We start from the raw sequence: 14163 nt of genomic DNA, 5'->3' as shown, positions 1-14163 counted from the left end.
TCCGAGTGTCTTGGTCTGTTCTTGGATAAATTTTACCGTTTGTTTCTTGAATTCTTCGTTGTATCGTTGCCGCTGTTCTCCCATATGGACACACCTCCGTTAGCTTTATTATCCTTCTGTCCGTTAACGGGTGTCCACTTTTTATTCTAGTTCCAATTCTTGTTCTGACGTGGAAACTGCATCTCAAAAAGCATACACATACACCTTGGTTCGCAGTGCATCTCGGCAGGTGATGGTGCGCAGCGGCTCTTTGCCCGGAAGTGCAAAACAGACGCTGATCACTCGCGCGCCTGGCGGCAGCTCCCGTTTGAACTTGTCCGCGAGTCGGGTCATGGCCCCCGGAAACAGGTAACAGATCACACCGTCGGCATGAGCATAAGAACAGGTGTATATGTTGCCGCGAATGAAACGCAGACGTCCCTTGAACGAATTTCGCTGCCCTCCTCTTCCAGTTCCGATCACAGCTCCAGCACGGTGCAGCCCTTTACTAAGCCATGTCAGCCATTGCGAAGCCCACAGTGGAATGAGTGAGTTTTCGATGCCCGTCAGTCTTTTGCCTGGACAATGCTTTACGACATCCATACCAAGGGTTCCCCATCCCGAACCGGCCTCCATAATATCTGCGTAACCCGGTATAAGATTGACCTCCTCGATTACCACCTGCCTGACCGGGCGAGATGCAGGCATGGGCGAGATTCCGTTCTTCCAGCTTACAATGACAATGCATATCACTGCGATTAGAGTCAACACGGCAATGAGCCATGGAATATATTGAATAATCATCATGTCCTCATCATAACAAAGAGAAGCTCCGGCGGTCTATGATCGCGCAGAAGCTTCCCTTTGTCCGTATTTTTTTAAAGACTGATCATTATTACTTGCTACTCAATTCCTTAGCAATACTGTTTAGAGGCTGCGATGCGTCTATTCGTTCGTCTCACCGACATGAGATTTCATGTAGACCCCTTTTTTGTAGACGGATTTAATTGTAAAATGGATGCCCAGCTTGCGATTCGTGCGGTAGATCAGCGAGTTAATCTCGTCGATGCCCACCGGATCACTCTCCAGCATACTCCGTTCCGGCCACACCTGAGCAATAATCTGCTCCCTCGTGACAAAGTGATCCAGCTCGCTGTAAAGCAGCTTGAACAGCTGATACTCCTTCTTGGACAACGGAATTTCATCCTCGTTCACCTGCACCGTCTGCAGATGATCCTGCAAGCGCACACCCTCACCCAGCAGGTCGGATATCCGATACTCTCTCGTCTCTCCGAGATCACCCTCCACCCGAAGCTGGATCAGACCGTTGACGAGTGTCAGGCTGTCCCCTTCATCAAACGGATATTTCTCATAAGGGACAAGGCGCTGCCCATTGAGTTCGGTTCCATTTTTGCTATCCAGATCCTCCACCCAGAGCTGTTCCTTTGTGTCATAATGAATGCGGCAGTGCCGCTTCGATATCATCTGATTATAAATGGACAAGTCCAGTTCACTCAAACCTGTGTAACGCCCCACGGTAATCGAGCGGCCCTGGCTAACATAAGCGAATGAACCGTCGCTCTCCTGTCCTGGCGTACGAATGACGATTTTGGCCGTCTCCCGCATGTTATTCCCCACCTTCAACGATCACTCGATCTCTATCTTTTCATTCTAGTCCAAGTTGAATTAAAAATGTTTACACAGGACACTCCGATGACAAAACCACCTAGAGAGTAGCGGTTATCCCCAGATTTTTTTGATTTCTTAATTCAAGGGTAAAATCCGGTGATAAGCTAGTAGGTATCAAAAGCGAGCAACGCCCAAAACCGATCCAATGAAGTTGCGGATCGAACCTGGTAACGGTCCAAACCCAGTTTCATTTTGGCGGTGCGTAAATACATCTCAATAGCCCAACGGTTGCTGTAGTAGCTTAGGATTTGTACCGTGCTCAATGTCAAATTCACACTTGAAAAAGCACGCACCTGTCGACAATCAAACGGTTCATCCGCTTTCCAGTATAGCACCACCGCACCTTCTTTAGGAACATTATTCGCGCCTTTATACCGGTAAGTGGAGCCGCCGACGGTCACGCACACAGGCATAAGGAAAGACGTGATGACCAACCTGGATTATAATCTGAACCAGCGCATGACCATAAACCTTGCGATCCTTGGCATTTGCGTAATGATACGCGACTGCTTCCATAGACCAAAAAATGACCCAGGCTGCGCCGATCCCAAGGTTTCAGAAATTATTACTTAAACTATTGGCATGTAAATTCATTCGGAACTTAAATTCATATTCCGTACAGCTCCCCACTCCTCTAATAGAACATTAAATTCTTCTAATGTATCAATAAGAAACAATTTTGGAGCAAATGCTTTTAGCTCTTGTTTAGTTAGCTCGTTAAACACATCTAATACTTTTATAGGAACTCTCCCAAACCGTTTTTCTATATATAAAAACAACATATCTCTATAAACTTCTATTTCAGTCTGTTCCCTCATGATCTCACTCTTAATAACCATAGTACTTAAAGTATCTGTATAAAATCCATCAACATTCATATTTGCATATTCTCTGATTTTTTCCACATCATTAATTGTATGAACTGCCACTTCGATACCCAAATTTTTAATTTTTCCCCCAAAATGAGAGGTGTACCTTGCCGGATAAGTAGTTACTGCCATAATAGGCTTGTTTTTAACAAATCGAAGGATCTGTTCGTCAGAAGATTGGGTCGCATATAGGGTGTATATATATCCAGGAAATGGAAACACCTCTTCTATAATCGAATACATCTCTTCCGAATATAGCTGTGGTACAATGCGCAGTAGTAATTCATAACCATAAGGCTCAACTGCCGATATCATTCTCTCGAATTGAGCCTTAATTATGTCAGCATCCAGATACTTGGTATCAGTTACTATATTTATATCCGGATAGTTCGTCATAAGTTTATAAATATCCGAGATTGTAAGTGGAGAATACTTATTTAATACTTTGAGTTTTTTGAACTGATCAAGAGAAAGAGGCTCGTTCTCTCCCACCCCCTCAGGCTTTTTCTGTTGTAAATGATCATAAAGATATGACTGCCAATTATGTCTGGCTACAAGTTCACCATCCGAAGTCAATTCAAAGTCTATTTCGAAAACGCGATGTCCATTAACTTTGTAATTCCATTCAATAGCTTCTTCGCAGTTAGTATAAGTAAGACCTTGAAACATACCACCAGCATGACTAACAACACTAAATCTCGCATCATTCGGTTTAAATTTAGAGGGAGTCGCCTTAAACAAGCTTCCTTGCATGTAGATTGTTGAGAATGTGTCAAAATTAGTTGAATTCACTTTTTCTTCATTCTCCCAACTAACAATGTTCATCCCTCGGCTATTTTTACTTCTTTCAATTCCATTGATAATAACACTACTATAGTTGCCTCCATGTGCACCGCTACTCTTGATCGATATATAGTTATCTCCTAATTGCCCTTCCCAACTCAATTCTTCACAAGAGCATTCTTGATGTATTACTTCATAACTTTCTTTATCGATTTTGCGAGCCAACCATATATAACTATAACGAAGTTTACTGTTGTCCAGAAGTGTTATTCCTAAGTTTTTAGCCTCTTCTAAAGCATTCTCTTTAATCTGTTGACTCCCATCATCCTTTACCGAGATAGCAACATAGGATCCTATCTCAATTTCTAGAAGATATTGAAATAGGGATTTTCCTTGTATAAGTTCTACAGAATATTGGAGTCGACTAAACTGCGGTATATAAATACTTGAGTGAAAGTAAATAACTTTATCATTTAAATCCAAGTTAAGTTTAGAAATGTCTTCAATCCAGATATGATTTTTTCTAAAAAACATACTTCGATACGCGGCATAAGCTAAACCGTTCTGACGTTTTGGATAATTAGAGAGAGGGATGTAAATTGCCCCGTGGTCTAGTAGTGAAAGATCCAATTCGCTGTTCACTTTCTCTCCTCCTCAGGATATGCACAATATATCGTATTATCTTCAAAGATACTTACAAATGTATCAACTCTATGAACACTTCTAACTTTGGATTCTATCAAGTCGTACATAATAATGTTCATGCCGCGTAGATTAGGCGAGAACTCTTCCCCATTGATTTTCACACTAGATACATTCCCACTGTTATAGCCTGCGCTTTTGACTTCAAGATGAATTGGCATATTAAAATCTTTAACCTTATAACCTGAGCTGATAGTCTTAGTTATTGCTTTATCTGAAACCTCTTCAAAGAGACTGATATATTCTTTCGCTCCCTTCTTCCAAATTACGTTGATATAACTTGAATGGAGAAATTCGCGAGTCAACTTTCGTACTCCGTAGTCAGCAAGTTTTTCTTGCCATTTGTGGTTTAATGCTTGAGAGCCATCATCCTTAACCGAAAGAAGTATCAGCGTGAATGGAGCAACCTCTTTTAATAGGTCTGTGAAACTTTTACCTTTTACAAATTTAATATTGTACCCTTTATTCCATAGTAAGGGCATAAGAATTGAATCATCGAAGTATATGACAGATTGTCTATCTTGAAAGTCGAGATTATATTCTTTAATAACACTAACGCCTTTATCTTTACAAAAATCGCTGAATTTTGTGTACTCATTGAAATCACGCTGCCATAATGGATTAAATATAATTTTAGTATGTTTATCATGCTCGTTCTCTAAAAGCTCATACCACTCACCAAAATTAACTGGCTTATGACGTTCGGATACAGCATTCTCATCTATTAACGGTTCATCTTTCTCATCTAAAATTTCCGTTGTGTGTACTTTTTCCCTTTTTACAGATAGGGAAGCAAGTAAGAGAATCCACAAGAGTGCCAGTACTAATACTGATACGTTTAAACTAAGCACACTCAAAGCCCTTCTCCCCCATCTGTAATATCATTCTTAACGGCTTTGAACATTCCATTCTTTACTGTAGTATTTAAATAGGTATCCGCCCACACTGATTGTAGTACCTTCGATGTCTGCATATTTACTATAACAATATTTAGACCACGCTTATTCAAACTATAAGAAGACCCATTAACATTAATTTCGGAGTAATTTCCATGTAAGGCACCTCTACTAATCGCATCAACCTTGAAGGGAAGGTATAGTCCATTAAAGAATTGATTTCTTTCTATATGAAGTTCTAACGCTGAATTTGAACTCAGTTCATATATAGAATCGAAACCCTTATTCTTGTAAATCAGGTTTATATAGCTAAATCTATAGTTAGTCTCCCTTTTTAGTTTTTTGAGTCCATACTTTTGAATTTTATTATAAGTTAGCTCATCGATCTGATTAGATGCGTCATCCTTTGCAGTTATAATTATGCAAACATCGTCTGGTAAGTTGTCCAAGAAAACCTCTATCGATTCAGATATCGAGTCAGTTACACAATAACCTTCATTTACCAATTCATCAATATATTGAGGGTCTTCGAAATAAATTATCTGCTGCCTAACATCAAAATCTATCATTGAAAAGAACTTTATATTTCGCTTAGTTTGTTCACAATAATAGTTTTGTAAATTATTCAAAATAAAAAAATCATATTGTGTTTGCTTCCTGTATTCCTCTTCGAAACTTTTCCCTACAGGAATGATGATAGCATCCTTTTCAGCAGCAAAGATTAGCTCTTCCAGCTTGGGATTGATATCAAACATGTCTATATAATTTTTATTTTCCTCATTATGACTTATGAGTTCGTTTCCTGTAATTAGATATTCAGACTTAATAATCTGTTGCTTACTATACTCGAAGTGCTTTTTATTTTCTCCAGAAGTAGGCAGTATTAATCTGTTTTTTCCACGATCAAAAAAAGAACTCTCGCTATAATTCCCAGTTAAGGATGCATAGCAAAATATCTTTTCAGAAACAAACGATCCTAGAGGATACTGTGTCAATGGTACAATTCTGTTGGGGGAAGATATGAATAAGCTCTGACCCATCTCGTACGAAATTGCCGGTAATCCCATTAAATGAAGCAAAGTTCCGCTTATATCTAAAGTACTACCTGTATTAGATGAGGTATAATTAATAGATTGTTCCTCATCAGCAGAAGCTAAAATAAATGGTATCTTTGCCACTCTTTGTTGGTTGATCCCTCTTAGAAAGTTGTCCTGCTCAAGACCTAGAATATTGAACAAAGTAGGAAGATTCTCCAATGTCACACCTTCGTGATCTCCATAAAATACCAGAACTGTATTTTCATGAAGCCCTTCTTTTACCAACTGATTATAAAAGTATTCTAACGCGCGGTCAGTATAGTTAGCACTTTGATAATATCCAGACATGAAATCATCTTGATCCTTGCTTATGTTCAACCCCCAATATTTTCGATCCAAGTCAAAGGGGAAGTGCGAGGTGAGAGTTATCATAAATGAAAAGAAGGGTTCTCTCATGTTTTTAATTCTATTAATAGACTGATCAAAGAATGATCTATCTGACATCCAATTAGAAGCTCGCTCGGAAGAATTAAAATCCTCTTCTGCGTAAAAAGAGTCAAAACCATGAGTTTTCATCATAATTCTACGATTATAGAAATCACCTTTATACCCGTGGAAAGCTGCGGTTTCATAATTATTCTCTTTAAATATATGAGCCAAACCACGATATCTCTTATCAAAATGTTTGAAATTTATGATTTCATTTTTCAATGGATATAGCGAGTGTAACGCTGCAAATTCCGCATCCACAGTGTGTCCTATAGAATACTGACTATAAACCTCATCGAAATGTATATTTTGACGTGCCATACGATTAAGAAAAGGTGTTACCTCTTGACCATCAACTTTATGATTAATAAGAAAATCCTGAAATGATTCTATTTGTATAAGGATAACATTTTTACCCTTCCATTTCCCAAAAAACTCATCATTGGGAATATTTTCAAAATGTGTTCGATGATTTTTCTGTTGGTTTATTTCTTCTTGAAGCATTTCTATAGCTTCTTTGTGTTCTTTCTCTCTCTTTTGGTCATTAATATATGAGAAATAATATGATAGAAACAGACCGAACAGATACGGACTAACTTTCCCCTCTTTTATTCCTTTGTATTTAATACAAGTAATAACGATGAGTAATAGTAGAGTCACACTCAATATTACTTTGTTATAAATCAAATATCGACTATCAAGATCAACAGAAAAGATGACTATGGAAGTTACCACATACATAGATAAAAGAACTAAATCAGTGGATCTAAGCAACCCTTTAAGGGCCTGCATTAACATATCACTACCTGCTGAAGTTGTTTTTTTCTTGGAGAAAAATTCCCTTACATGTCCTAGAGGTACCGGATATCCAAAAAAGCGAATATGGATTAAGCTAATAAAATAAAGAAGACTCAAAAGAGATATAAATAAAAAAAGGGAAACTTTGCTCAAGTGATACAGAGACTCAGATAATGAACCTACTAAAGCGCTCATTATCATCATTCTGGCCACTGATAACAACCGATTACCCATTGCTCCTTTAATAGCTATATACCACAAAAAATGCCATAAAAATACACAAACAGAAATGATTAAAGAGGACATATACATTCCCTTTCTCTAAACAAACTTCTTAACTTTATCTGGAACAAAATAGACTTCTGCCTCCAAAGGCAACCACTGTATTCTCTCAAAACTCAGATTCATCTCTGGTTTAAGCGTTGATCTTATGAATACTGTCATTCCTTGCTTCAGGCAATCTGTTACATATGGCAGCCATTCACTTTTCTCTATCTCCGAGCCAATAGTGATTTCGATGGTTTGAGTTTTCAAATCATTCTCCGACTTAGGTACCCATTCTACTCCATGATTTTGAAGCACATCTTTTACTACAGTTTTCCAACGTTTTTTCCAAATATCTTTATTAAAAGCTTTGGATACTTCGATTGCGTTCTCACCAAATTTTTTCATCTTCTCGGGATTATCTAGGCAAATCCTCACCGCTTCCTCAAGCGATTCTTTATCTGGATGAATTAACAATCCGTTGTAATGGTCAATAATAATATCTGTGAGCCCTCCTACACGAGTAGCAATTACTGTATTTCCTGTTGCACAAGCTTCCAAACAAGAAAGGCTGGTACCTTCACTGTACAAAGTCGGAATCAAAACGATATCTGAATTCTTATAAACTAGATGCATATCTTCTGGTTCACTGTGGTAACAATATATCCTCCCCGCCCATTGCTCCATCTTGTCATATATGGCCTGCAGATCTTCTGGGAACCCTTTTCCTACAAAATGAAACTCTACGTTAGGATAATCATTTAATATTCTATCCACAATATCAAGAGTAATATATAACCCTCTTGGTCTGTATAGTCTCCGGGGATATACGATTCTTATCTTGTCATCCCCCTCCCTCTGTACTGGAAAGAACTCATTTTGATCCACGTAATTAGGTATCGTTTCTATCTTTAACGATGTCTCATACGAGACGGTTTGAAACCAGTTTGCAGTATTAGTATCTACTGATACTAATTTTTGCAGTTGATCTGCACTCTGAATATATTTCTCATTAAGATTCCAAAATTGAAATCCATCCTCAAACTGACTGTGCGGGGAGTCCCATGCGACTCCATGACTTATACCAATACTTGGGTGGGCTATGTTAGGATAAGACTGAAAAAAAGCCGAATAGATATTCAACATAGAGCGCCCTTTAGCCATATAATCAAACCTTCGACTAAAAGATAAAAGGTTGTCCATAGTGAATTCATCCATACAAAGCGATTCATGGCCTAGACTATACACGTCTATATCTTTATATTTGCGGTACCATGAGAAGTCCCCATATTGATAAATATTAAGTTTCAATCCCAACTCTACACACACCTCATGGAGGTCCACAAGATATCGCTCTGCACCACCAGAGTAATAATTTCCCCCTTCATAGTCTAAAAAAGTAGCCGCAAAAACATTCACTTCATTTTTCTCATCTTTCTTATTAGCTAGGACAGGTAGGAAAGATGGACTCTTTTCCATGAAATCTAAAATTGTTGAGGTCCTATTCTTCCACTGATTCTCATTAGCTATGTTTTGTAAATGACGGATCCCTTTTGAATTAAGATTCCAAAAAGTTGGATCTAAAGATGAAAACTCGCTTGTATTCACCAAAGTGATACCTGGTCCCTCGTATTGCAAAACTTCAGCAATAGGGGTAGATATGATAGGTTTTCCAATTGCGCAATATTCAAAAAACTTTACAGGGGATACTGCATTTGTAAGATCATTTACTAAAAAAGGTATTATCATTGCATCAAAATATGACGTATATCGACTTAGCTCTGAGTATGGCTTAGATCCCAATAGATAGACATTCTCCGGAAGTTCTAGCTCAGAAAGACCGCAGTGACCAATAAGAACTATTTTTACATTTTTATGATTCGCCAATTTCGAAACAAGTTCCGTATCAAACCATTCTTCAATTGCACCATAGTAACCAATAATTTTGCTATTCCCATCAATTATGGTTAATAGATCCTCAGGCATAACCAGTTCATGATTTGTCATATCAAAATCTTCAATTTTTACAGCATTGGGTAAATACAAAGCATCTTCACGTTTATATATGTACTCTGACAAGGCTTGGGCAGAATAAGTAACAATGTCAGCTTCATATAAATTTTGGTAATGCGCCGCTAACATACCTTTATCGTAAAATGAGAAAAAATCAACCCGGTCTAAAACATCATACCAAATTGTCTTATGCGGCAAATGCTCAGTCCAGGCATTCTGCATTAACCAGGTATTCATTACTAAAACGTGGAAGTTTTGTAATGCTTGAAGCAGATGACTTTGATTGGATACAATGTACAGTTTTTCATGTTCCTTATGTATATCAACACTTTGTGATGAATCGCAAAAGAAACAAAGAAAGCCTCGTTTAGCTAAGTCCATCATAATTTGCTGTGGCCTCTGTACTGGATTCCAATGTACAGCATTGGGGTAAACAACAATTCCAGTATATTGATGCTCCTGTATAAGCTTGACTAAATTAATTGCCTCTTGAGAGATAGGAGACTCAACTACTGCTTTATAGTATTTGTACTGCGCACTGTACTCAGTAATATATAATAAATCATATTTTGCTAGCTCATAATTTTGAGATTCAACTTTTTCTTTAAGATGCTTAATAGCTTCCTTTTTTTCAATAGCTACTAGTTCACGGTTCAAAAAATCAGTATGCAAAGTTTCTAACTTCATTTCTTGATTTTCTTTTATAAGTTCCATTTGTTGCAAGGCCACTTTTACACTATTAATCTCCTGAGGAATAATTGAATATGATTTGGCATCTTTTTTACTTATCATCAGTGCAGAACTCCCCCAAAAATATTTTATTTAAAATTTCATAGAATCCTTTATAGGGCTTCCACATCATTGAATCCTTTCTATAAAGAGTGTATCTCTTGAATTTTCGATCAGAGAAGGTAACCATATCAGCTATGTCAAGCAAGTTAAAATGCTGCATTTTCGCATCTGCTTGTTCCCCCCACAATGCCTCACCATGATTACAGATGTCATACCAAATATACTTTGCATCAATTAAGTCTAATAAAGCTGTTTGCTGTACAGAATTCACTAGTAGAACGGGTTTTAGATCTATTGATTTCAACCAACCTAATAACTGTACCTCACTCTTATAAGCATAGTTATTTTTTCTTATTCGTCTAACGTCAGTGTCGAGATCTCTTTCAAAATGAAGACATACATAATCTTTTTCAGACAAATCTTCCATCAATCCACTAGCTCTTTCAATATTAAATTCCATACCATCTAAAGAGATAATAACTCTGCTAGCATTCTTCTCATCTGTTAAAACTTTATTGAAGCATTCAGTATCAACTGAATCATAGGTGGATTCGTAATATCTTCTCCTATTTGCATAATCGAGTTCAAATTGAACTCGATTTCTAGCATTGTTTAAAGCGACTTCCATACCATCAATTTGAATCTGCAAAACTTGCAATTCTTCCATATAACCATTCATTTGTTGATCAGAATAGGTTAACTTATTTTGAAGAATTTCCGCTTTCTTTTCTAGCTCCATGATTTCAATTGTCTTTTTTAGATATACAGTTTTTAATTTATCTAATTGGATTTCTAGATGCTCCTGATTAAAATATTGATCTTTGATCGTGTCTATAGTGTACATATTAACCCCCTGGTTACACAAAACTCAGATACAGCCATTTTCTTTTCAACTTATCATGCAATTCATTCCAGCCACCGTAACTACCTGATTCAATTTGGGATGAAAGAGATTGATTGTGTATCCTATAATAATAGAGAGGCTCTGAGTAATAAATTATTTTACCTTGCATTGCAACTCTGATGACGAAATCTCTATCTTCTATTCCGAACAATGACTCATCGAAGCCTCCCGACTTGCGTAATATATTTGTTCTCCAAAAAAATGAAGGCCCACTATTTTGTAAACCATTAAGTTTGTAAAAAGGATCCTTTCTAAGACCTGTAACTATTCCATCTTCGTCTACATGATAAAATGAAGAATATACAGCTACCGCATTGGGGTCACTTACCAAACTTAACACCATTTTTTCTATCCACCTAGAGTTCGCAAAGTTGTCAGCTGAAGTCCATGTCATAATAGATCCAGTAGCTTGGGCAATTCCGTAATTTAACGCATTAGGTATCCCTACATTACTCTTAATTCTATGATACTTAACCCTGCTATCGTATTTAAATCTATCAGTATACTTCTTAATATCAACAGTCGAACCATCATCAACAATGATCAATTCCAGATTAACGTAGCTTTGTGAGAGTATACTTCTAATGCTTTCTATTAAATATTTAGTATCGTTATAAACAGGGAGAATGATGCTAACTAAATTATCTTCCTCAATTGCATTATCATTCGGGTTAGTTTTGATGTCCTCACTTTTGAATAATAAAGCCCATTCTTGAAGATTTAAGTGATCGAACATTAGACTTAAAATCGATTTGCCATTAGGAGAATCTTGAAAAATACTTAACACATTTCGAACAATCCTATCTACACCTTCTTCTTTATACTGCATATGAATTATTTCAACCAAACGATATGCGGCCTCAATATTTTTAAAGGAAGAAACTTCAAGACTTTCACGAAAGGACTTAACAGCTTGATCAACATCCCCTATTTGCCAATAAAGTTCTCCAATCTGGGCCCACCAATGAGTTTCGAAAATTTTTAGATAATTTGTTTCAATTATCGGGTTTTCCTCCAGTAACTCATTCAATAATTCTATAGATTCCTTTTTCATCTCATTAACAGTAACATTCTGTGCAAGTTTACTATGTAAGTAAACAAAATCAAATACATTATCATTATCGTCATTTTCATTGCTTATCATTTCGTAGACAATATTAGCCGCGTCTTCAATTTTTTCTATACAAATAAATGAAAGAGCTTTGAAAAACTGTGCACTCATCCAAAAATCATCACTGCTTAATACAGGTTCTTTTATTACCTCTTCATATCTCTGCATCCCAAAATTTATTAATATTTTCATAAAACTGGGCTGACTTTGAATTCTAATATCATATTTCTTTTGCAGCTCTTTAGGTATCATTAGAGGCTTTTCCATAACAATCATGTTCTCATGATATCCTTCATGTCGGTTGCAAGAGTAACTACAGTCATCTTGAAAATCATGATATTCTGTATGTCTCACATCCCATATACGTCTTTCTTTCCAGGAACAGCCTATCCGATCGGAAAATCTATTTATATTGATCTCATTTCTATTGTTGTTTATATGGTAAATGATAGAGTCCAAGCTAAAATCCGACGATAAGCGTTCATTAGCCTCCCATTTCCATAAATAATGAGTGTTTTTCTGTTTCACAAATCGACTAACAGTCTTTTTCCAGTCCATATTGTAAAACGTGTAGATTTTATATTCTTTCCATAACGACTTAATCTGTTGATCAATTTGAATATTATTGTCACAATAAACCCCAATAGAATAATCAATCCCTGTGAGCTTCTCTTTTATATGAAAAATCAATTCTTCCCAATCAGACTCTAATTCAGGGAATGTAATTAAAATTGCTAAACTCATTTTCTTTACATCTTTCATAGATATACTCCCATTATGTTTTTTATTTGAATATTGTCTGCGATTATATATTTCTTCTCTTATTGAAATGAAATAGTCAGGGAAAATGCCTCTTTCTTGTTTTAATGAATCAAACCATGCATCATACCATTTCAGAGCGTCTTCCCAATGTGAATTGCCAAAACATAACTCTCCAGCAATGCAATATGGATCAGAATAGTGAGGCAGCTCAGCATTACAAATCTGTATCACTTTATGTGCCTCATCGATATTACTTAAATGTACGTTGGACATGATACTATAAAAATAGGCTTGAGCCCTACTGTATGTTCTAGATAATGGAATAGCCTCCAGAGCCATTGTGGCATAATTGAGACTCTCACTATAGTCACCAAAATTGTAAGCTTCATTAGCTATATATCGGAAAGTTAATGGATTTGAGGGATTTTCGGTCAACTCATTTACTAGAAGTGACATATTTCGTTGGTGCTTCTCTTCTTGGAATTCGGAAGAATACCCTGAATGGTTGATCCAAGCATATTGACATTCTTGAATAGACTTCTCACAACCATCACTTAAAGCATATACAATACTCTCATGGACCTTCCCTTTATATTGATAAGAAATTGGTGAAAACATTCTTTCCGCATGGGTCATCGCCATTACCTTCTTTTGCTCTCTGACTTGTGAATGTCTGATTTCAAGCAAAAGTACATCGGTATGTTTTTTGAATTTTCCCTTTACCCAGTCTTTAAAAGGTGTCGGATTTGACCAAATAAATTCTTCATCCGAATCCAGCCACAAAACCCACTGGTCATTTGAAACTAATTTTAGGCAGTAATTTCTAGCTCGTGAAAAATCATTACACCATGAAAACGTATGAATTTCTGCTCCTAATTCTGAAGCTATAAGTATAGTAGAATCTTTTGAACCTGTGTCAACAACAATTATTCTATCTACATGATTCTTTAGACTACGTATGGCCAGACCAATTGTATCTTCATTGTTCTTCGTAAGTATGCAACCAGAAATAAACATATTTCCCCCTGATTTTAAGAAAACCCCAAAATCGCTAAAGAATCCAGCAACTTTGGGG

At 36.8% G+C, this 14163-nt stretch carries 8 protein-coding genes; all 8 read right to left on the bottom strand.

Translation table 11 applies throughout. The features are described from left to right. Positions 1-183 precede the first annotated feature (183 nt). The 8 genes from IEW26_RS27740 to IEW26_RS27700 all read right to left on the bottom strand — a co-directional run bounded on the left by IEW26_RS27740 (position 184) and on the right by IEW26_RS27700 (position 14105). The gene (locus tag IEW26_RS27740) at positions 184-786 is read right to left on the bottom strand and encodes a class I SAM-dependent methyltransferase (RefSeq protein ID WP_188594748.1); all 603 of its coding nucleotides are present in this window, start codon (positions 784-786) and stop codon (positions 184-186) included. Between the two features lie 138 nt (positions 787-924). Then, positions 925-1605 (bottom strand): FHA domain-containing protein, encoded by a 681-nt coding sequence (locus IEW26_RS27735; protein WP_188594747.1) that lies wholly within the window; start codon positions 1603-1605, stop codon positions 925-927. A gap of 653 nt (positions 1606-2258) precedes the next feature. After that, positions 2259-3962 carry an interleukin-like EMT inducer domain-containing protein gene (locus IEW26_RS27725; protein WP_188594745.1) on the bottom strand — a complete coding sequence of 568 codons (1704 nt, stop codon included), beginning with the start codon at positions 3960-3962 and terminating at the stop codon, positions 2259-2261. Further along, positions 3959-4879: a hypothetical protein gene (locus IEW26_RS27720; RefSeq protein WP_188594744.1), complete on the bottom strand. Its 921-nt coding sequence runs from the start codon at positions 4877-4879 to the stop codon at positions 3959-3961. The genes IEW26_RS27725 and IEW26_RS27720 overlap by 4 nt, the downstream gene beginning before the upstream one ends. Next, on the bottom strand, positions 4876-7476 hold the full coding sequence (locus IEW26_RS27715) for an LTA synthase family protein (protein WP_188594743.1): 2601 nt from the start codon (positions 7474-7476) through the stop codon (positions 4876-4878). The genes IEW26_RS27720 and IEW26_RS27715 overlap by 4 nt, the downstream gene beginning before the upstream one ends. 87 nt (positions 7477-7563) lie before the next feature. Beyond that, on the bottom strand, positions 7564-10311 hold the full coding sequence (locus IEW26_RS27710; RefSeq protein ID WP_188594742.1) for a glycosyltransferase: 2748 nt from the start codon (positions 10309-10311) through the stop codon (positions 7564-7566). Beyond that, positions 10301-11155, bottom strand: coding sequence for a hypothetical protein (locus IEW26_RS27705; RefSeq protein ID WP_188594741.1), 855 nt, complete (start codon positions 11153-11155; stop codon positions 10301-10303). The genes IEW26_RS27710 and IEW26_RS27705 overlap by 11 nt, the downstream gene beginning before the upstream one ends. Before the next feature lie 13 nt (positions 11156-11168). Then, positions 11169-14105 (bottom strand): glycosyltransferase, encoded by a 2937-nt coding sequence (locus IEW26_RS27700; RefSeq protein ID WP_188594740.1) that lies wholly within the window; start codon positions 14103-14105, stop codon positions 11169-11171. Positions 14106-14163: the final 58 nt, after the last annotated feature.

The sequence above is a fragment of the Paenibacillus silvae genome, from assembly GCF_014639235.1.
GTDB classification, from domain to species: domain Bacteria; phylum Bacillota; class Bacilli; order Paenibacillales; family Paenibacillaceae; genus Paenibacillus; species Paenibacillus silvae.
Note: the sequence above shows the minus strand (reverse complement) of the source record. Positions and strands in the feature narration are given on the sequence as shown.